Annotated in this window: 18 protein-coding genes; 5 read left to right on the forward strand and 13 right to left on the reverse strand. The window is 56.5% G+C overall.

Going from position 1 to position 19,048, the window contains the following annotated elements:
* Positions 1-234: 234 nt before the first annotated feature.
* Positions 235-2,142: a CehA/McbA family metallohydrolase gene (locus CC94_RS0119690; RefSeq protein WP_005372634.1), complete on the forward strand. Its 1,908-nt coding sequence runs from the start codon at positions 235-237 to the stop codon at positions 2,140-2,142.
* 157 nt (positions 2,143-2,299) lie between these two features.
* On the opposite strand, the gene CC94_RS0119695 is transcribed toward CC94_RS0119690, so the two are convergent.
* The gene (locus CC94_RS0119695; RefSeq protein ID WP_051040374.1) at positions 2,300-2,812 is read right to left on the reverse strand and encodes a cytochrome b/b6 domain-containing protein; all 513 of its coding nucleotides are present in this window, start codon (positions 2,810-2,812) and stop codon (positions 2,300-2,302) included.
* On the opposite strand from CC94_RS0119695, the gene CC94_RS0119700 reads away from it, so the two are divergent.
* Complete coding sequence (locus tag CC94_RS0119700; RefSeq protein WP_005372639.1) at positions 2,813-3,154, forward strand: helix-turn-helix transcriptional regulator; 342 nt, start codon at positions 2,813-2,815, stop codon at positions 3,152-3,154.
* Between the two features lie 208 nt (positions 3,155-3,362).
* Here CC94_RS0119700 and CC94_RS0119705 read toward each other — a convergent pair whose 3' ends face one another.
* Both CC94_RS0119705 and CC94_RS0119710 read right to left on the reverse strand, forming a co-directional pair.
* Entirely contained in the window at positions 3,363-4,697 is a 1,335-nt protein-coding gene (locus tag CC94_RS0119705) for an ATP-binding protein (protein ID WP_005372641.1), read from the reverse strand.
* Positions 4,694-5,365 (reverse strand): response regulator, encoded by a 672-nt coding sequence (locus CC94_RS0119710; protein WP_031431904.1) that lies wholly within the window; start codon positions 5,363-5,365, stop codon positions 4,694-4,696. The genes CC94_RS0119705 and CC94_RS0119710 overlap by 4 nt, the downstream gene beginning before the upstream one ends.
* A 424-nt stretch (positions 5,366-5,789) precedes the next feature.
* Between CC94_RS0119710 and CC94_RS0119715 the strand changes: the two genes are divergently transcribed.
* Positions 5,790-7,406: a phosphoethanolamine transferase gene (locus CC94_RS0119715; RefSeq protein WP_031431905.1), complete on the forward strand. Its 1,617-nt coding sequence runs from the start codon at positions 5,790-5,792 to the stop codon at positions 7,404-7,406.
* 367 nt (positions 7,407-7,773) lie between these two features.
* On the opposite strand, the gene CC94_RS0119720 is transcribed toward CC94_RS0119715, so the two are convergent.
* The 9 genes from CC94_RS0119720 to CC94_RS22630 form a co-directional block, all read right to left on the reverse strand.
* Entirely contained in the window at positions 7,774-9,315 is a 1,542-nt protein-coding gene (locus tag CC94_RS0119720; RefSeq protein ID WP_031431906.1) for an HAL/PAL/TAL family ammonia-lyase, read from the reverse strand.
* A gap of 232 nt (positions 9,316-9,547) precedes the next feature.
* Complete coding sequence (locus CC94_RS0119725) at positions 9,548-10,459, reverse strand: lysophospholipid acyltransferase family protein (protein ID WP_031431907.1); 912 nt, start codon at positions 10,457-10,459, stop codon at positions 9,548-9,550.
* Positions 10,456-11,190 carry a glycosyltransferase family 2 protein gene (locus CC94_RS0119730; RefSeq protein WP_031431908.1) on the reverse strand — a complete coding sequence of 245 codons (735 nt, stop codon included), beginning with the start codon at positions 11,188-11,190 and terminating at the stop codon, positions 10,456-10,458. The genes CC94_RS0119725 and CC94_RS0119730 overlap by 4 nt, the downstream gene beginning before the upstream one ends.
* Positions 11,187-12,896: an ApeI family dehydratase gene (locus CC94_RS21895; protein ID WP_005372652.1), complete on the reverse strand. Its 1,710-nt coding sequence runs from the start codon at positions 12,894-12,896 to the stop codon at positions 11,187-11,189. Before CC94_RS21895 ends, CC94_RS0119730 begins: the two co-directional genes overlap by 4 nt.
* Positions 12,886-13,437, reverse strand: a complete 552-nt coding sequence (locus CC94_RS0119740; protein WP_031431910.1) for a COG4648 family protein — start codon at positions 13,435-13,437, stop codon at positions 12,886-12,888. The genes CC94_RS21895 and CC94_RS0119740 overlap by 11 nt, the downstream gene beginning before the upstream one ends.
* Positions 13,438-13,877: 440 nt before the next feature.
* Entirely contained in the window at positions 13,878-14,132 is a 255-nt protein-coding gene (locus CC94_RS0119745) for an acyl carrier protein (protein ID WP_031431911.1), read from the reverse strand.
* A 7-nt stretch (positions 14,133-14,139) separates the two neighbouring features.
* A complete protein-coding gene (locus CC94_RS0119750; RefSeq protein WP_005372655.1) occupies positions 14,140-14,388 on the reverse strand; it encodes a phosphopantetheine-binding protein in 249 nt (82 codons plus the stop codon).
* Positions 14,378-15,175: a lysophospholipid acyltransferase family protein gene (locus CC94_RS0119755; protein WP_031431912.1), complete on the reverse strand. Its 798-nt coding sequence runs from the start codon at positions 15,173-15,175 to the stop codon at positions 14,378-14,380. The genes CC94_RS0119750 and CC94_RS0119755 overlap by 11 nt, the downstream gene beginning before the upstream one ends.
* Entirely contained in the window at positions 15,160-15,879 is a 720-nt protein-coding gene (locus CC94_RS22630; protein ID WP_005372660.1) for a beta-ketoacyl synthase chain length factor, read from the reverse strand. Before CC94_RS22630 ends, CC94_RS0119755 begins: the two co-directional genes overlap by 16 nt.
* Positions 15,880-16,044: 165 nt before the next feature.
* Here CC94_RS22630 and CC94_RS0119765 point away from each other — a divergent pair, with 165 nt between their 5' ends.
* On the forward strand, positions 16,045-16,446 hold the full coding sequence (locus tag CC94_RS0119765) for a hypothetical protein (RefSeq protein WP_005372662.1): 402 nt from the start codon (positions 16,045-16,047) through the stop codon (positions 16,444-16,446).
* 526 nt (positions 16,447-16,972) lie between these two features.
* Here CC94_RS0119765 and CC94_RS0119775 read toward each other — a convergent pair.
* Positions 16,973-18,301, reverse strand: a complete 1,329-nt coding sequence (locus CC94_RS0119775) for a LapD/MoxY N-terminal periplasmic domain-containing protein (RefSeq protein WP_031431913.1) — start codon at positions 18,299-18,301, stop codon at positions 16,973-16,975.
* Positions 18,302-18,498: 197 nt separating this feature from the next.
* Here CC94_RS0119775 and CC94_RS0119780 point away from each other — a divergent pair, with 197 nt between their 5' ends.
* Entirely contained in the window at positions 18,499-19,029 is a 531-nt protein-coding gene (locus CC94_RS0119780) for an SRPBCC family protein (protein WP_005372667.1), read from the forward strand.
* Positions 19,030-19,048 lie beyond the last annotated feature (19 nt).

Below are 19,048 nucleotides of genomic sequence, written 5' to 3' on the forward strand. Positions count from 1 at the left end.
TTGGGTGCCCGACATTTCCCATGCCTTGAAAGGTGGCGGGGTTTCAAACCCAAGCCATAGTCCGAAGCGTGATCGCCACCCGAACGTCGGGCAACGATAAAGCGGTTGCCCGACCTACAGGGCTGAACCGTACGCGAATCCCTCGGTCTCATTGAATACATCGTCTACAAAGCGCGATTTTTCTCCGGACGGAGGGACGATGCAGACAATACACCGACAATGGAATGTAACATCATGAAAAATATAAATATATCTGAATGGAAAACGCAATTAGGGTTTCTGATGCTGGTGGGAGTAACGGGGCTGATGAGTGGATATGGACGCCCTGTCCGGGCTGAGAATCCGGAACCCATCGGATGGTACGCGGGTGATATGCATGTGCATCGCAGTTGTGGGGGCCCTCCCGAAGCGATAGCGAGCCTATACGACAAGATGGCTACCCACAACCTGGCTGCCATTTCGTTGCTGGCGGACATGGGCAATGGCGAGGTTCAAGACCCCGCCACCGATCTGCCCCTGGTGAACGGACAGGATGCCTCCGTTTCGACACCCGACAGGATCGTGCATTGGGATACGGAATGGCACTGGGATGCCACGTATGGGCAGTACGAACACCAAGCCCTGGGAGGGCATGTGGTCGCGCTTGGGCTCAGCGAGGCGAATCAGATCTGGGAGGAGTACACCTATCCGATTTTCAATTGGGCGCATCAGCAAAACGGCATCGCCGGGTTTGCCCATATGCAATATTTGGACGATGGCATTCCGCAGAGCCTGAACTGTTGTATCCCGATCGAATATCCCGTCGAAGTGGCATTGGGTTCGGCCGACTTTATCTCGGAGGATGTAACCGGTGGCGATTCCGCCATTCAAGCCTATTACCGCCTGCTTAACAACGGTTTTCGGCCGGGTTTCGCCGCCGGTACCGATTATCCCTGCGACGTGTCGGAGTTAGGTTCTTTATTGACCTATGTGCAGGTGCCTCCCCCGGCTCAAATGAATTACCGCGACTGGATCGAGGGCATTAGGCACGGCAGGACGGTGGTCTCGCGAAATGGCCATAACGAGTTTCTGAATTTAACGGTGAACGGCACCGCGGCACCCGGAGACGAGATCAAGTTAACGAATGGCAGCAGCATTCCGGTGACGCTTGAGTGGACGGCGAATCAGGATCTGAGCGGAGCGATCGAGCTCGTGCAGAACGGTGTGGTCGTGGCCAGCCAGCAAGCCTCGGTTACGCCAAGTACGCCTGTAAACTTGACGACGACGGTTGATTTCACTCAGAGCGGCTGGCTGGCCGCACGCAGAATGGACGGCGACGGGCACCAGTTGCACACGGGCGCCGTGTTTGTCACGGTAAATGATCAGCCTGTACGGGTGAGCGCGGCGGATGCCCAGTTTTATGTGCAGTGGATAGACAGCCTGTTAGCGAAGACGTCGCCGGGAGGCGAGTGGAGTTCGTATTTCGTCACCAGCCGGGACGCAGCGCAAACGCGTTACCAGGCCGCGAAGGCGGTCTATCAACAAATTGCCTCGGAAGCGGCTGCAACACCACCACCTTCCTCTCAATCGCCCCTGACCCTTCAATCGCCCAATGGCGGCGAAATTTGGAACGGCGGCAGCGACCAAACGATCACGTGGATTTCACAGAACATCGACGCCGGCAAGCGTTTGCAGCTTTATCTATCCACGGACAACGGCTTGAACTGGAAAATGTTAAGAGGAGCAATGAACGAGGCCGGATTCAAAACCTGGAAAATTCCCCCAAAACGCTATGCCAGCAAGCAGGCGTTGATCAAGATTTGCATCAAACAATCGATGCCGATCTGTGACACGAGTGATGCGGTGTTTACCATCAATCAAGCGCCGATCGCGGAGGCCGGAACAAAGCAGAAGGCCGTTGCCGGAACGCAAGTCGCATTGAATGGAGGGACAAGTTACGATCCCGATATGGGTCCTTCGCCCATCACTTACCATTGGACGCAACAGCGCGGCCCAAGCATCGTACTGAACGGCGCGGATACGGTTTCACCCGACTTTACGCCCACGGTGCCCGGAACCTATGTGTTCGGTTTGACGGTTAACGATGGCTCTGGGGATAGCCGGCCGGACAATGTCAAGGTAAAAATTACGGCAGTGCAGTAAATATCGGCCCCTATCCCGGGTGCAACAGCGGCCTTATCGAGGGCAATCGAAGCCTGCAACCTTCGATGCCCTCGTATTGCACCTGAACCGTACTCTGTGAGTTTAGTTACGCCAACTTGTTGGTATACCATTAAGCTCCTTTTTTAAGAGTGCAATCTTATTGATAAGAGTCATCGATTTCTTTCTTACCCGTCCACATGGCTTTCACCAGTTTCTCTTTATCGATGACACTGGAGACGATGACGCCAAGAATGTGCAGAAACACCAGTACGAGGGTGAGGTTGGCGAATGCTTCATGCCACTCTTCCCAAAATTTTTCCGCGTGCTTATCCACTTTGTGGTCGAAATTTAGGTCTTTGGGGACTTTATCTTCACCCTCATCCTCTGCATTGGCCTCATCCATGAGGCTGACGGCAGAAAGCGGAATTTGCTGCGCCGCCACGGCGAAAGGTCCTGCATTTTCTTCCATCGCATACAGTTTCATGCCGGTAACGGCAGTCCCTGCCAAACAGATCAAGAGAGCGGCAACCATGGCGCCGCCCGCCGGGTTGTGCCCGATGTCATGCTGGGGTTTTCCTGCAAGCAGATTTCTGAGATACCCGAAGACCTTCGCCGGCGAGTACAGAAAACTCCCAGGTTGTATCATCAATCCGCGCAATCCAGAATTCATTTGCTCGAACGAGATTTGGCGTTGGCGACCCAACAGGCCCAACAATGGCGCGAGGCAAACCGTGAGCTGATTGCAGGCTTGGCGGTGCAAATTCAAAAACAATTTGATGACTGGCAACTGACCCCTGCCGAAGCGAAAGTCGGTTTTCTGATCTTAAAAGGACTGAGCCATGCCGAAATTGTGTCTTTGCGCCATGCCAGCGAGCGCACCATTCGCGACCAGGCACGCGCGGTTTACCGAAAGTCCGGCACGGCCGGACGTTCGGAGCTTTCCGCATTTTTTCTTGAGGATTTGCTGCTTCCACGGCAGGAACCCCAGGCAAACCCAAACCTGCGGCACTAACGGTATGTCGCGAAACCCGGCAAGCGGATGTTTCGTTTGCCCGTATCCGTCGAACGCTTTCTTATTCTCGCTTGCCGGCTGAACTGAAACGACCCTCCAAACCCTAGCCGGATAAGGGCCCCTAGTTCAATCCGAAACGGAAACGGCAAATGCCTGTCAAACCGGAAGTTTTCTCCTATTCTCTGTCGAGAATAGAGACTTATTTGTTTTACCCCAAATTCGACATATGAATGATAGCTTCCGCGTAGAATCCGCCCAGGTGGTTAGAACGGCCCAACACAAGCCGCCCCCCGTATTGTTCGACGATAAGTTTGGCGATTGATAACCCCAAACCATGACCGTTGACCGATTCATCCAGCCGGGAACCGCGCTGCATCAATTTTTCAATCTCCGACGATTCAACGCCCGGTCCGTCGTCTTCGATAATCAAGTGTACCGACTCGTTGCATTCCACCTTAATGTCAACCGAGAGTTTGGCCCATTTGCAGGCGTTGTCGAGCAGATTGCCTGCCAGTTCCAGCATATCTTCGCGGTCGATCGGCAGCATGTAGGGAGGAGGGGCGGAAAAGCGGATGGCCAGGTTTTTTTCCCGATATATGTTTTTCATCACCTGGATCAATGCCGGAATTTCCTGATGTATATCGAATTTTGCCACGGCCGGGCCGGAACCGGCCAGGCGCGCGCGTTTCAGCACTCGCTCCATCAAGCGCAGCATGTGGGCTGTTTGCGTATTCAAAATCTCGCCGAACTCCGGATATTTCCGCATGGCATCTTCTCGGGACAGTTGCTGGAGTACCGTCAACGGCGTTTTGAGCGCATGCGCGAGATCGGCGAGTGAATTGCGCATGCGCAACATGCGCTGATCGAGCACGGTCAATAGGTGGTTGAATTCGCCGACCAGCGCGGAAATTTCCTGCGGCACATCCGTATCGATCTGGCTGCGTTCGCCGCGCTCCAGCGCTTTCATCTGTTTTTGAAGGCGGGCCAGAGGGCGAAAGCCCTTACGCAAAATGGCGATTTGTATCAGCATTAAAACCAACAGAAAGACGGCCGCGATCACAGAAAAGCGTTTTTCAAATTCTGCGATCAAGACCAAGGTTGGCGACAGGTCTTCGGCAATAGCGACCGTCATCGCGCGGCCGTCTTTCCGATAGCCAAAGGCCATGCCCAAAAGCGGTTGGTGCTGCGGGCCGGCCAGGTAAAGCCACTGCCGCGTTCCGGATACGACCGTCGGCAGGGTCAAACGGTTGTCGCCGAAAGAGGGCGATTTGATGATCTGCCCGCGGCTTGCGACCCAGTAGTAATGGCCGGAATACAGTCTGCTATAGACCGGTTCGATGTCGGAATGGGTCAACGCGATCGTCGTCGGACTGTCTGCATAAACCGCGCTATAAATCGCTTCCGCATCGTGCTCGAGATGTTCGACGACCGTATTTTCGGCCAGTTGCCGAATCAGGCGTTTGGTTTGCCATCCTAGCAGAGAGACTGCGCAGAGCAGACTGATCAGCAACGCGATCGCCAGGCGTAATTGCAGTGATTTCATGATGATTCATCTTTAAAAATATAGCCCTGTCCGCGGCGAGTTTCGAAACGTTCCTTTCCAAGTTTGCGGCGCAGGTGATTCACATAAACCTCGATCACATTGCTGTCCTTGTCCGAATCGAAATCGTAAAGCTGTTCATTCAGCGTCGATTTGCTGATCACTTGGCCGCGGTGGAGCAGAAAATAGCGCAGCAGTTTGAATTCGGCGCCGGTTAGATCGATCCGTTTGCCGTTTTCGGTCACCACTTGCTGATGGTCCTGATCCAGTATCAAGCCGCCGACCTGCACGTTATCGCCGCCGGGCAGTTGATGAAAACGATGCAGCAGCGCGTTTATACGGACCAGCAGTTCTTTGACATGAAAGGGTTTGGCCAGATAATCGTCGGCGCCGGCTTTGAATCCGTCCACCTTTTCGTACCAAGCGTCGCGCGCGGTCAGGATCAGCACGGGCAGGCCATTTTGTTGCGCGCGCCAGTTTTTCAGAACGGTCATGCCGTTGCGCTGCGGCAGGCCGAGATCGAGGATGGCCAGCTCGTAAACGCCTTCATTGCCGAGATATTCGCCCTCGATCCCGTCGTGGGACACATCGACGGCGTAACCGGCTTTTTCCAGATTTTTTTTGAGAAGCCGGGCCAAGTCCCGATCATCTTCCACCAACAAGAGGCGCATAAATAGGTCTTTCCAGGGTTAATGCCGAGCCAAAGTTTACCATGAGTGAGAAAATCATCGTTCCCACGCTCTGCGTGGGAATGCAGCCTGAACCGCTCCTGCGGTTCAGGACGCGGAGCGTCCTTGAGCAGTGGGTTCCCACGCAGAGCGTGGGAACCATAAACAGCCCATAGCGGTCGGCGCGCCTAAGCATTCTCTACGGCCAAAAGCCGGAGCCCGAACCGCAGTTTTACATCTGCTTGCCGATGAAAACCGGTTTCATGTTTTTAAGGTTGAATTTAACTTCACATCCCATCATAGATCACATTTTATAGAGAAATAAACCGGAGCTTTGCCGCCACGATTTCACGGACCCATCAATACTTTCCATAAAGAGAGTAAATATTAAATAAACGCAGTTTTTTCAATCGCATATTCATAGTTCATGCAACAACTCAAACGCTTGGCCCTGCCCGACCCTATCCTCTCCGGCTCCCTATTTTTAATTCTGTTCGACAATACGGCACTGTGGCGGGAGTTGTTCAAAATCAAAGGCGGTGTCTCGGTTGACAGCCTCGTGTTCTACACCCCTTTTTTTCTGGTGCTGATACTGCTTTTGACGCTGTTTTTCAGTTTATTCCGCTTCAAATATCTGCTTAAAACCATTCTTGTCTTGTTTCTATTGGCCGCTGCAGCCATTGACTATTTCACGCTGACTTATGGTGTTCTTATTGACAAGGGCATGATACAAAACGCGCTGGAAACCAATGCCAGAGAAGTGACCGAGCTGCTGACCTGGCGGATGTTTTTTCATCTGTTGATTTTCGGCGGCATTCCGGCCGTTCTTATTGCCCGCATGCGCCTGATCCATAAACCGGCGCTTCGGCAATCATTCAGTAATTTCGGCACCTTGCTGATATGCGGCGGGCTTATTATCGGCTTGTGTTATTTTTTTTATGGCGACTACACCTCGATTTACAGAAACAATCGGCAACTGCGTTACTTGATCAACCCGGTCAATCTGGTCGATGCTTCGGTTTCCATTCTCAAACACCAATTAAGGGGTCGGCACCCCCTGATTCCGATCGGCACGGATGCCAGGCTGGCTGGCGATCCGAAGCATGCCGGCAAAAAACGCTTGACGGTCCTGGTGCTGGGGGAAACCGCCAGAGCGGCCAACTTTGCCTTGGATGGTTATTCTCGTCCCACCAATCCTTATTTGAGCCGGGAACCGGTGTTCAGCTTTACGAATGTACACTCCTGCGGCACGGCTACCGCGGCTTCTGTGCCTTGCATGTTCTCGGGTTTTAGCCGGGAAAACTACGATCCGGCCAAAGCCGAATATACGGAAAACGTGTTGGACGTATTGAGCCATGCCGGCGTTAAGGTGTTATGGCGCAATAACAATGACGGCTGTAAAAACGTGTGTAAGCGGGTTAACAGTGAAGACTTGTCGCATTTGAAACTGGCGGATCTGTGCGGAGCCGAGGAATGTTACGATGAGGTGCTGCTGTATCGCCTGCAAGCTTATGTCGATGCGTTGACCGGCAACGGCGTGATTGTGTTACATCAAAAAGGCAGCCATGGCCCCGGTTATCATTTGCGGCATCCGCCCGGATTCAAAGTTTTCAGCCCCGAATGTCATCAAGCCGATCTGAATGATTGCACTGCGCAGGAAGTGATCAATGCCTACGACAATACGATCGTTTATACGGACTTTTTTCTGGAAAAAGTGATTCAGTTTTTAAAGAAAAACGCGGCTCACTATGACACGGCCTTATTGTATGTTTCCGATCATGGCGAGTCCTTGGGAGAAAACAATGTTTATCTGCACGGGTTGCCGTATTTCGTCGCCCCCGACGCGCAAAAGCATGTGCCATTGATCACTTGGTTCTCAAAGGATTTCATCGCACACAATAAAATCGATAGCGATTGTTTACACCGGCATAAGGACACTTCATACAGCCACGAGAATCTGTTTCATTCGCTGTTAGGACTCATGAACGTCAAAACAAACGTTTATAATGCCAAACTCGATATTTTTGCGACTTGCAAAGCTTAGTATGTCGGCAGTGGGAATTTGACGGGAAATACCGATTGTCCCTGAAGGCGCCGATCAATGCCGATTTTAGAGCATTTTCATATCGCCTATAGGGAGATTAAGTCAAACCGTCATCTCGGCAGGGATTCATGCCAGGCTTTCCTGCCTGGCCCCCTTCGGGTCAATGCAAATCTGTTCCAGACAGATTTGTGCCGAGATCCAGACTGTAGGGATGCATTAAAGCTTGCCATCCGTGGCTTCTGGATTCCGGCAATCCCTGCCGGAATGACGCGTTTCCCCTCACTTTGCAGCATTGATTATGATCGTACACCCAAAACGAAAATGCTCTAGCCGCCAGGGGCACAATGAACGAATCGATTGCGCCTGCCTAATACAAGTCCCAATGCCGCTCGCCAATCCGATTCACTATCGCCCGCAGCTCCTTGTCCAACCCTCTGTCCTCGCTTAAAAACGCGCTCTGCTCGCGCACCTGCCGTATCGTCCGGACGAGAGCGGGACTCAAGGCATCGTGTCCTCTCCTAAGCTCCACCCCCTGCACCGCCGCCAGCAGCGCCGCGGCGGCAACCTGCTCGGTCAGCTCGATCACCCGGATCGCGTCCCGGGCCGCGATCGTGCCCATGCTGACCTTGTCCTGGTTGTGGCATTCGGTCGAGCGGGAAAAGACGCTGGCGGGTAGGGTCAGTTTCAGCGCTTCGGCGGTCCAGGCCGAGGCCGCGATCTGCACGGCCTTGAAACCGTGATTCAGGCCGGAGGCGGGACCCGTGACGCCGGACAGGTTGGCGCGCAGGCCGAAATTGAACTTCGGGTCCATCAGCTGCGCCATTTGCCGGTCCATCAGGTCGGCCAGATTCGCGACCGCCGTCTTCAGGCTGTCCATCGCGAACGCGATATGGCCGCCGTAAAAATGGCCACCGTGCAGCACGTGCTCGCCTTCCGCGTCGATGATTGGGTTGTCGTTGGCGCTGTTCAGTTCGTTTTCGATGAACTGCCGCAGCCAGGGCAAGGAATCTTCGAGTACGCCGATCACATGCGGCGCGCAGCGTAGCGAATAGCGGTCCTGCAGGCGGGTGTCGTTGCGCGGCGCGGCCTCGGTCAGTTGCAGGTCGGAACGGATGCGGCCGGCGACGCGGCTTTGCCCCGGATGCGGCTTGACCGTGAACAGCTTTTCGTCGTAATGATAGGCATTGCCGTGCAGCGCGATCGAGGCCAGGCTGGTGATCCGGGTCGCCAGCCGGGACAGGTATTCGGCCCGTTGAAAGGCCAGGCAGGCCACGCCGGTCATCGCGGCGGTGCCGTTCATGATCGCCAGGCCTTCCTTGGGTTTCAGCGTCAAGGGCTCGATCCCGAGTCTGGCGAATACCGCCGCAGCGACAAGGTGCTCTCCCCGATACAGCACCTCGCGTTCGCCGGCCAGCACCGCCGCGACATACGACAGCGGCGTCAGGTCTCCGCTCGCGCCGACCGAGCCTTCCTTCGGGATCAGCGGCAGAATGTCGTGTTCCAGCAAGCCGGCCAGACGTTCCAGCAGCAGGTAGCGCACGCCCGAATAGCCTTGCGCGAGGCTGTTCAAGCGCGTTGCCAATATTGCGCGGGTTTCCTCGGCATTGAAATACTCGCCGAGGCCGCAGCCGTGAAAGGTGTAGAGATGCCTCGACAGTTCGTTGACCCGATCGAGCGGAATCGGCACGGTACAGGAATCGCCGAAACCGGTCGTCACGCCGTAGACGAAGCCTTGCTCGCTGAGCAGCTTGTCGATGAATCGCGCGCCCTTGTCGATGCGTTCGATAAAGGCGGAATCGCGGCTCAATTCGGCCTGCGCTTGCTCGGCGGCGATCAGTCCGATGTCTTCGATGCGCAGTGGGCAGCCGTCGAAAACAATGGTTCGACTCGTTTCAGAAGGGTTTTTCATCGCCCGGCATTCCCCCCGAGCAAACCCAACACAAGAAACGGCATCGACGATATCCAGGAGGTAGGGTACGCTGCGCGTACCATTTCCCGAGCCGGTAATCTTTTTGGCGGTGGCCTTTTCGGGCGGCAGGAAAGGTACGCACAGCGTACCCTACCGGACATGGCCGGCATAAATTTAAAGGCCGGAACCTTCAGAAAAGTTCGCGGCAAAAAATTCATAGATAAGGGATTGGTCATTCCGATCGCCAAAAGGGATAAAAATTGAACCATTGTAAAGGCTCTTTCAGGCAATAAGCCTGCAAAATGTCCGCATAGCACTGAACCGTCTCCTGCAGCGTCTGCCTCCGTTCCTTTCGCGGAAATTTGAGGCCGTCGCTGAACCGATCGAAATACACGACGTACTTTCCCTGCCGTTTCAGGCAAAACACCGTAAAGACCGGGCATTTCAGCAGCGAAGCCAGAATAAACGGCCCTTCCGGAAACAGCGCCTTGCCGCCGAGAAAATCGGCGGCCGCGACATGCAGCAGATTGCTGACCGGCGTCCGGTCCGCGGTCATGATCACGATCTCGCCCCGGTCGATTTTGTCCGCCAGCCGCATCGAAGTTTCCGCGGTGATTTCGGTGACCTGGATCAGGTTCATCCGGCTCGCGCTGTCGTAGCGGCTCAGCAATTCGTTGAATTTCTCCGCATGCCGGGTATGAACCAGCACGTTGACGTGGATGTTTTGTTCGAGGCTTGCAATCACCCGGCAGACTTCCAGATTGCCCAGATGCGAACCGAGCAGTAGGGTGCCTTGCCCCTGCCTCAGGCATTCCAGCAACGCTTCGCGTCCCCGGTATTCGACGTCGGCCAGCGAAATCATCCCGGCCCAGGCCGCCAGCTTATCGAGTATCGCTTCCGCGAACGCCATGAAATGCCGAAAACTGTTCAGCGTGCCGCCTTGTGGGCGAAGCGCCGCAAGGCGGCGCAGGTAATCGCGGCTCGCCGCCCGGCCCTGCCGGTTGACCAGCCAGTAATAAGCGACCACCGGGTATAAAACAAGCTGCACGATCGGCCGGCCGCCGAGGCGGTAAATCCCGAGCAACGCCCGCATGCCCCAGATCAGGCTGTATTCGCCCATTTCCGCCCAGTGCGTTTTTTTCATTGCCAATGCCGCCGGATCAAGGCGGGAAAACGCGCCAGCATCCCGAAGAACAGCCGGGCGTGAATCTTCGAGATCATCAGGTTGTCGCGCCATAGCCGGAAATGCGAAATGCCGTCCAGCGGATAAGTGACCTGCGTCGGCAGATTGATCACCCGCACGCCCTGCCAGTACAACCTGACGATGATGTCGATGTCGAAATCCATGCGCCGGCCGATCCGTGCATGGGCGCAAACATGCTCGACCGCCGCCAGCGGATACAGCCGGAAACCGCACATCGCATCGCCGATCGCGAACGACAGGGTGTTGATCCAGACCCACAGGTTGGTGAACTGGCGGCCGTACTGGCGGCTTTTCGGCGCGTCCGCGCCGAAGACGGGCCGGCCGGCGATCAATGCTTCGGGATGCTCCCGGCTTGCCGCCAGAAAAAGCGGAATGTCGTCGGTCCGATGCTGCCCGTCCGCATCGATCTGCAGGGCGTGCGTGAAACCCTCGGCGATCGCCGCCCGGAAACCGTCGAGCATCGCCGCCCCTTTGCCGCCGTTTTCGGCGCGAACGATCAACGTCAGCCAGCCGGCCCCGTCACGGGCGCAAGCTTCGAGCACCCGCCGGCAGGCGGCGGAACTGCCGTCGTCGACCAGAAAGCCGTGCAGACCGAGAGGCCTGAGCGCGGCCAGCATCTGCGGCAGCGCCTGTTCGTGGTTGTAAACGGGGATGATGAGGCAGGTTTTCAAGACTCGGCTCCGTAGACGAGGCGCCCGGAACTGCAGGAATGCGCGCCCGCGCTGTATTGAAAATGCAGTTTGCGCTGGGTTTCCCGCCATTCGAGACTCAAAAGAAGTTCGTCATCCGGGCGGATCATCTGGCTGAACTTGACCATTTCCAGATGCGAAAAAGGCAGCCGGATCGGAAAGAAAAGCTTGCTGAAATATTCGGCCCAGCCGATCTGCACCACGCCGGGCAGCAACGGGAAATCCGGAAAATGATCGCCGAAATAAGCGAGCTCCTTGGGCACCCTGAGCTGCAGGCGCACGCCGCCCGCATCCGTTTCGGCGGCCAACATTCTCGGCAACAGGCGGGTATCGGTATTCATAATCGATATCAAAAGCTCCCGGTTTACCTTGCCCTGCGCGGTCAGCGGAAACGCGTTCACGAACAGCCATTTTCGGGGCAGCGCGACCGCGTCGAAGCTGCCGGCAAGCAAGCTCCTGAGTTGCCGGATGAAAGCGTTCCGGCCCTGCGCTTTCAGTTGCGCCGCACCGCGCTCGCTCAACACGGCCGCAATACCGATCACGTCGCGGTGGCGCGCCAACACCAGCGCATGGGCTTCGGAAATCCAGAACGTCTCCTGAAGGCACCGCTCCAGCGCAGTCAACGACAGCCTTTTCTCCTCGATCTTGACGATCCGGTCCTGCCGCCCGTGCAGCAGCAGGCGGCCGCCTTCCAGCGGAGTCAGACGGTCGTCCAGCGCCAGCCCTTCCCGATCGTTCAAATAAGGCGAATACAAATGCGGCCGGCCGCCGCGCCAGTCGATCTCGATCCCGGCAAAGGGCTGCCAGGGCGCATCGTTCCGGCCGTCAGCCCGCCGCCAGGCGATACCGCCGGTTTCGGTGCTGCCGTAGACTTCGATGACGGATCGTCCCGTAAAACTGAGGATTTGCGCGGCCGCCGCGGCGGGCAAAGGGCCTCCGGAACTGAAAATCGCTGCCAGATCGGCGATTTCGCGCCAGGGCGACCTTTCGTCGAGCCGTTTCAAATGTCCCGGGCTGGCGATCCAGCATAACCGCGCGGGCTCGCCGCCCGCCAGCAGCATCTCCGGGCTCAACGCCATCGCGCTCCGAAAACAGCGCCTCGCCGCCAGCGGCCACAGCACGCGGAACAGCAGGCCGTAGATATGCTGATGGCTAACCGAACCGGCGATGCAGGCGTTCTCCAACGCGTTCCCCCAGAGATTTTCGAGCGTTCCGATTTCGGCCTGCAACTGGCGCAGGTTTTTCGGCACCGCTTTCGGCTGTCCCGAGGAGCCGGAGGTGTACAGCATGATACGGGGAACATTCGGGTCGAGAGCCTCCGACGAGATTCCCGAAGCTTCCGCAAACGCCGCATCCGGATCGATAGGATCGGCTGCCGGCCAGTCGCCCAGCAGCCGGCAGCCTTCCCGTTCGAGCTGCCGCGCGGTTTCCGGAAGATGATTGCCCGGAATCCAGATCTCTTTGTCCGCATGCAGCAGGGCGAACAGCCCAACCGCGAACGGGTAGGCATCCTGGGTATAGAGCGCATAACGCCGGGTGGAATCGCGGCGCCACACCGTCGCCCAATGGCCGACCGCGGCCGCGAACTGATCGCGCCGATACGACCGCCCCCGATGCAGCGCGGCCGGCGAAGAGTCCTGTCCGCAGGCCACGATGCAGCCGGCCAGGGAAATCAAATTATTCTGCATGTTTTTGCGTTCTGATCCGCACCCCATATTCGCCCGCAAACAACACGCCCATCAACAGATAAGCGATCAGGCCGTTGTACAAACTCCAGACCTCGAAGCTGCTCCATAAGGCGGTCGCCAGCGCAATGCCGCCGTTCAGGACGAAAAAGCCGCACCAGACCTGCGTCACGCGCCGGGTATAGGCGACGCCCGCAGGCGGCAGATCGGGATGGCGCAAGCGGGCCAGGCGTTCGATCACGGTCGGCGGCCGGATGAGGCTCCAGGCGAACAGCATCAGCATCGCGCCATTCATGACGACCGGATAAAACCGCAGGGTCAAGAGGTCGTTGCGCCAGACCGCCAGCCCGCAGAACAGTATCCCGGCGATGGCCGCGGGCCCGTTGCCGAGCGCCCTGCCGCTTCCGTAAGCCAGCCTGAGCGCCAGCACGCCGATCAGCAGCGCGGCGATCTTCCAGGGTTCAAAATAACGAATCCCGAAATAAACCGCGAACGGATAGGCAAATATCAAGAGGCCGAGGACAATGTTGATGAATAGGCGCATGAATTTCAAGGTTCAAGGCAAAGGCGAAAAAGCTTGCCGGTCATGATAGGGTGTCGTTTTCTTCGGCTAAGGATTTGGCTCCAAATCACTTCCCGGCCTAAGACCTGCCAGGTTTTTAAAACCTGGCAGGTCTACCACCCATACCAGGAAGTTAATATCGGCCAAATCCTAAGGGGTTTCGTCAAAAATAACTTCCCTCTTTAAAATTAAGGGGAACTTCGTCAAACACACCTCCCCCTTTGAAAAAGGGGGATCGAGGGGGATTTATTTAAAAAATCTCCCCCGGCCCCTCGGCAATATAGCTCCTGCATTGCCTACCTCCTGCATCCGTGCAGTCGTCGGTAACTGCTCCCTGCGTTGCCCTCGATCGCTTGTTCCATACGCGATCTATCTTCCCTATCCCTGGGGTCGTATCTCCTGCATCCCTGCAGTCGTCTTTTTCAAAGAGGGGAGTGAATCATCCGGTAAACCGCCTCGACCACGTCCCCGATCGTGCGGGCCGATTTGAAATCCTCCGGATTGACCGCCTTCCCGGTCATTTCCTTCAGCCTGACGATCATGTCGACTGCATCGATGCTGTCGAAATCGAGGTCTTCGTAAAGCCGTGCCTCCGGGGTAATATCGTCAGGGTTCAGCTCAAACATCTCGGTCATCAGTTCACGGATGGCCGCCAGAATTTGTTCGCGATTTTCCATTATTTTCTCAAGTGCGGGCAGATTGGATATAGTTCGCCAGAGCGGAAACCGAAGCGAAGATCTTTGCCACATCCTCTTTTTCGGCATTGATTTTGACATTGTATTTTTTCCGGATCGCAAGCCCCAATTCGAGCGCGTCGATCGAATCGAGCCCCAATCCATCATTGAACAGCGCCGCCCCGCTGTCGATGTCATCGACGCCGATATCCTCCAGATCCAGCGTCTCGATGATCAATTGCTTCAATTCATTTTCCATGGTACTGATAAATTTCTCTTTGCTGAGTGAAATAATCCTGTAAATACCGGTTCAGGCGCCGTACCGCAATCGATTTGGGCTCGATCCGTTGAAATTCGGCCAGCGGAATATCCTCGCCGACATGCATCGCCAGGTGGAAACGCCGCCGGTAGGGAATGCTGTACCACGGTTCGGCCTTGGTCAGCGTGCTCGGATAGCAGGACACCGCCACCGGCGTGACGACCGCGCCGGCCTGCAGGGCGATCGCGGCGGCGCCGCGCTGGAAACGGTAGGGATTGCCCGGCACCGAACGGGTGCCTTCCGGAAAAATAATCATCGAACCGCCCGCACGCAGCCAATCCACGCAGTCCTCGATCATCTGCTCCGGATCGCCGTTGCTGATGTAGCCCGCGTTCAGAATCGGCCCGCGCATGGCGGGATTGCGCCAGAGCGAGGCTTTCACGATGCAACTCGCCTCCCGAACCCGGCTGATCAGAAACACGATGTCGACCAGCGTCGGATGGTTCGCCAGAATCAACTGGCCGGGCCGGTTCAGTTTTTCCAGCCCGACGATCTCGTAGGTCATGATCCCGATCCGGTGCATCAGGCCGATGAATGCGAAAAAACTGTAATGGACCACATGCTGGCCCCGTTTGATTTTCTGCCTGCGGCTGCCGGGCAGGATCGACAAGACCGGAAAGACCAGAACCCAAAGCAAGAAACCGCCGATTCCGAAGGTCGTGAAGCTGACGGCGGTCCCGAAAAGGCGCCAAACGTAATTCAGCTTGTACGCTAAATTTTTTCCCATCGCCAGCCGCCTCCCCAAAAATCAACGGCCGCTCCGCCGCCGCGCAAAAAATCGACAAACAACGGCAATTGCACGGGCTGCTCGCCCGCCTTCCCGTTCTTCGGCACACGGCTCAGGCGCAGCGGTATTCCCTTGCCCGCCAAGGCCAGGCGCATCGCCAAAGCGCAGGTAAACTCGCCGTTCAAGGCGAACGGCGCGACCGGATAGAACCCGGCGATCGGTTCGTCGTAGAGCACCACCAGCACCTCGGCCACGCCTTCCCGCAGCATCCCGAGCGCCTCGGCGAAAGCCGGCCCGATCGCTTCGCCGCCCGGCGCCATCACGGTGATTTCCTGTTGATTACGATAGGCGATCGAATACAGTCCGGCAATCGCATTATGCACCGACAAGCTGAATGCGGCCGGCGACAGTTCCTCCCCGGCCTGGATCGTTTTGAGCATTTCCAACGCCTTCCCGACCTCACCGTGGGCGGAGCTGAACACGGTCGGAAGGCTTTCTCCCGGCTCGATGCACCGGTCGATCGCATTGAACACCGCCCGCGCCAGGGGACTCAGGCGGCGCTGCTGCAGCTTCGGAATAAAGCCGGGAATCTCGGCGCAATTCGGGCAGGAATGCATACCCGAAGCCTCCCGGCCCACCGAATCCGACGCCCATACGCCCCAGTCATTCAATACAAAATCGGCAACTTTAAAGGCGGAGGGCATGACGGATCAAAAAAGCACGAAAGAAGGGCGAAAAACCAGACCGACAAATTCGATTAAAAAGGCGCGTTTATACCACAAATGCGCGCAGAACGCATTTTGGCAAAAATATTCTTCTAAATGTTAAACTAAAAGACCGCAATATTTGAGTATTAGAGAAAGCGATCGATGAACCTGACTAAAACACTCTTTTCATGTACCGGCGCCGTTCTGCTGGCGCTATTGAACGGCTGCGCGGCCACCGCGCCCGAAACCCAGCCTGCGGAAGCCGCGCCCGCGGCGCGCGTCAACGACTTTCCGACCCGAGACCGGATCGAATACGTGCTGAACTGCGTGGCCAAACACGGCGGCCTGACCTACGTTACTCAATACGCCTGCGGCTGCAAAATCGACAAGATCGCCGAAAAAATGACTTTCACCGAGTATGAAGAGGCCAGTACCTTTTCTTATCTGCGCAGCACGCCGGGCGAGGCGGGGGGCGTCTTCCGCGATCCGCAGCAGTCGAAAGACTTGCGGAAGCTGTTGAAGGAAGCCGATGAATATGCCGAGAAACAGTGCTTTGTGAAATAAAGTTTGGTCGGGTGGAGGTAACGGGATTACGCCCGTTACCTCCACCCGGACATGCGGTTTTCCGCATCCGGTGGTTGAACCTGGCGACTCAAGTGGTCGCAAAATCGGATGGCCCCCTAGGCCCCAACGTCGTAATCGGGCGTTGTTCAAGACGGTTTGCAGCATGGGGCTGCGCGCCAATCGCCATGTCCCAACCGAACCGCTGGCCTGTTTCAAGGGGTACGGGCTTTGCCTTCAGCCTGCGCGAAGCGTGCAGTCGGCCGTGCCGATTGTGCCAGCGTTGCCGGAAGTATTGTTTCGCCACGGTTGCCGTTACTCCTTCCGGTTATCTCCTTGTCAGATAACAAGTTTTAGCCCCATGCCGGGCACACTAGGGCGGTTTCACCGCCAGACAATCCGCCACCATTGCCAAGCGACCCACCATCCCGAGGCGGAACCCGGCAAACCAGTTCCGCCTTACGAGTTTTCCGATTGTGAAAGAGAAGATCATACCTCTGCCCGAAAACATACATCCGATTACGCTGCGCTAATCGGACCTACGCAGATTCGCCAGCGGAATACTCGCGGCAACCCGCATCCCCTGCTGCAACTCGGTATCGATGCTGAACTCCCCGCCCAGGCTCTGGATGCGCTCTCTCATCCCCAAAAGCCCGAAACCGGCCTTGAGGTTACCGTCCTCGCAGCCCCGGCCGTTGTCGCGCACTTCCAGCCGCAACCGCGCCTCGGGTTCATGGTCGATCCGGATCGCGATCGAAGCCTCGCTGGCCTCCGCATGGCGCACGATATTGGTCAGGCATTCCTGAACGACCCTGAAAATCTGGATGGTGATTTTTTGATTGAGGCCATCCACCTGATCGGAGCAATCCAGACTCAAGTGCAGCTCCGGATGCCTTGCGCTCCAATGGCTCAGCAAATCCTCGATGGCCGCCTTCAGGCCCAGTTCGGTCAGCACCAAAGGATGCAACTGATGCATCATCGAACGCACCACGCTCATCAAATGGTTGGAAATGCTGACGATCGCCTCGGTAGTCTGCCTGATGTCGGCTTTCTGATGCGCGGCGGTGGCCGCCATCACCTTGATCGCGGTCAGGGACTGCCCCAATTCGTCGTGCAGTTCCTGCGCCAGCCGCTGCCGCTCGTCTTCCTGAATTTCCAGCGAATGCTGGGCCAACGCGCGGTTCTCCTGCTGCACCTTGTTCAATTCATCGGTCATGTGATTGATCGCCTTCGCGATGCTGTCGTATTCCAGCGTCGAAAATTCGGGCAGTTTCTGCCGATAGTCGCCTTTTTCGATGTTCTCCAGCGCATTCACGATGATGGCGATCGACTTCAACGCCTTGTCGAAAGCCAGATGCACCGCCAGAAAAGTCAGCAGCGTCAATACCGAGAGCGAAATGAAAAACGCGACGCTCTCGCCCCAGACTTCGGTAATCTCGTCGAGCGGATTGGCCCGTATCAGCAAGGTGAATTGCTTGCCGTCCGCGGTGATGATCGGCTGTTCGGTTTTGCTGTGTTTGCCGCCGACCAGCGCGATGAACCACTGTGGCGGCCGTTCCACGTCGGATTTTCCCATTTCTTTTTGCGTCACGCTCAACACTTGCCCCGAGGGCGCCTGCAGTTGGATCTCCAGATGGCGCGTTTCCTTCAGCGAATTGATTCGCTTTAGCCACTCGGCTTCGTTGAACAAGGTCTGCGAAAAACCCAGCCGGATCAGTTGCGCCGCCATGTTGACCGAGGCGTCGATTTCTTCGTTGACCGCCTGCCGCGCCTGCCAGACCGCGATACTGCCGCCGAGCAGCAGGATGCATAACGAGGACAACAGAATTCTGACATTGATTTGATAGCGTAGACTCATCGTTCGTGGACGCATGCGTAAAAACGGAAACAGCAGTTTTCAAAAAGCCGGGAGTGTTCCGTAACGCGCACCGCATGTCAACCGCTTTCCGCCGCAACCGCAAAAAGGAAATCTCCCCACTTCATTTCAGGAAAATCCCCCTCCATGATTTCGGCAAAGCTTTCGATAATGGCCCATTTCATTACGGACACGACATCATGAAACGATCATTCGTCATTTTATTGGGCATCCTACTCTTTCCTCTCGCCGCGAAAGCGCATGGCCCCACGCCGCAAAAAGGGTTGGAAAGTATTACGATCAATGCGCCCGTCGAAAAGGTCTGGGACGCGGTCAAAGCGTTCGGCGCGATTGCCGACTGGCATCCGGACGTGAAGGAGAGCACCGGCGACGGCAAGCACGAGTCGGGCGGTATCCGTACCCTGACCCTGCACAACGGCGGCCAGCTGACCGAGGAACTGGATTATTACAGCGACAAGGACCATGAATACAGCTACCGGCTCAAGAAAGAAAACGTCGAGGCGTTTCCGGCCAGTTCCTACTCGATGGAAATCCAGGTCAAGCCGGGCGAGACCGAAGGCACTTCGATCGTGACCATGAAGAGCCGCTTTTACCGCGGCGATACCGGCAATACGCCCCCGGAAAAACTGAACGACGAGGCCGCGGTCAAAGCAGTCACCGCCTTCCTGAAAAACGGGCTGGACGGCCTGAAAAGCAAGCTCGAAAAATAAACTCCCGCGCCTGCCGCCG

Source organism: Methylomicrobium agile, assembly GCF_000733855.1.
In the GTDB taxonomy this organism is placed as follows: domain Bacteria; phylum Pseudomonadota; class Gammaproteobacteria; order Methylococcales; family Methylomonadaceae; genus Methylomicrobium; species Methylomicrobium agile.

Bases quoted from the DNA above. Each gene is read 5' to 3' on its own strand.
- CC94_RS0119690 (WP_005372634.1), top strand. From the start codon at position 235: ATGAAAAATATAAATATATCTGAATGGAAAACGCAATTAGGGTTTCTG.
- CC94_RS0119695 (WP_051040374.1), bottom strand. From the start codon at position 2,812: ATGAATTCTGGATTGCGCGGATTGATGATACAACCTGGGAGTTTTCTG.
- CC94_RS0119705 (WP_005372641.1), bottom strand. From the start codon at position 4,697: ATGAAATCACTGCAATTACGCCTGGCGATCGCGTTGCTGATCAGTCTG.
- CC94_RS0119710 (WP_031431904.1), bottom strand. From the start codon at position 5,365: ATGCGCCTCTTGTTGGTGGAAGATGATCGGGACTTGGCCCGGCTTCTC.
- CC94_RS0119715 (WP_031431905.1), top strand. From the start codon at position 5,790: ATGCAACAACTCAAACGCTTGGCCCTGCCCGACCCTATCCTCTCCGGC.
- CC94_RS0119720 (WP_031431906.1), bottom strand. From the start codon at position 9,315: ATGAAAAACCCTTCTGAAACGAGTCGAACCATTGTTTTCGACGGCTGC.
- CC94_RS0119725 (WP_031431907.1), bottom strand. From the start codon at position 10,459: ATGAAAAAAACGCACTGGGCGGAAATGGGCGAATACAGCCTGATCTGG.
- CC94_RS21895 (WP_005372652.1), bottom strand. From the start codon at position 12,896: ATGCAGAATAATTTGATTTCCCTGGCCGGCTGCATCGTGGCCTGCGGA.
- CC94_RS0119740 (WP_031431910.1), bottom strand. From the start codon at position 13,437: ATGCGCCTATTCATCAACATTGTCCTCGGCCTCTTGATATTTGCCTAT.
- CC94_RS0119745 (WP_031431911.1), bottom strand. From the start codon at position 14,132: ATGGAAAATCGCGAACAAATTCTGGCGGCCATCCGTGAACTGATGACC.
- CC94_RS0119750 (WP_005372655.1), bottom strand. From the start codon at position 14,388: ATGGAAAATGAATTGAAGCAATTGATCATCGAGACGCTGGATCTGGAG.
- CC94_RS0119755 (WP_031431912.1), bottom strand. From the start codon at position 15,175: ATGGGAAAAAATTTAGCGTACAAGCTGAATTACGTTTGGCGCCTTTTC.
- CC94_RS22630 (WP_005372660.1), bottom strand. From the start codon at position 15,879: ATGCCCTCCGCCTTTAAAGTTGCCGATTTTGTATTGAATGACTGGGGC.
- CC94_RS0119765 (WP_005372662.1), top strand. From the start codon at position 16,045: ATGAACCTGACTAAAACACTCTTTTCATGTACCGGCGCCGTTCTGCTG.
- CC94_RS0119775 (WP_031431913.1), bottom strand. From the start codon at position 18,301: ATGAGTCTACGCTATCAAATCAATGTCAGAATTCTGTTGTCCTCGTTA.
- CC94_RS0119780 (WP_005372667.1), top strand. From the start codon at position 18,499: ATGAAACGATCATTCGTCATTTTATTGGGCATCCTACTCTTTCCTCTC.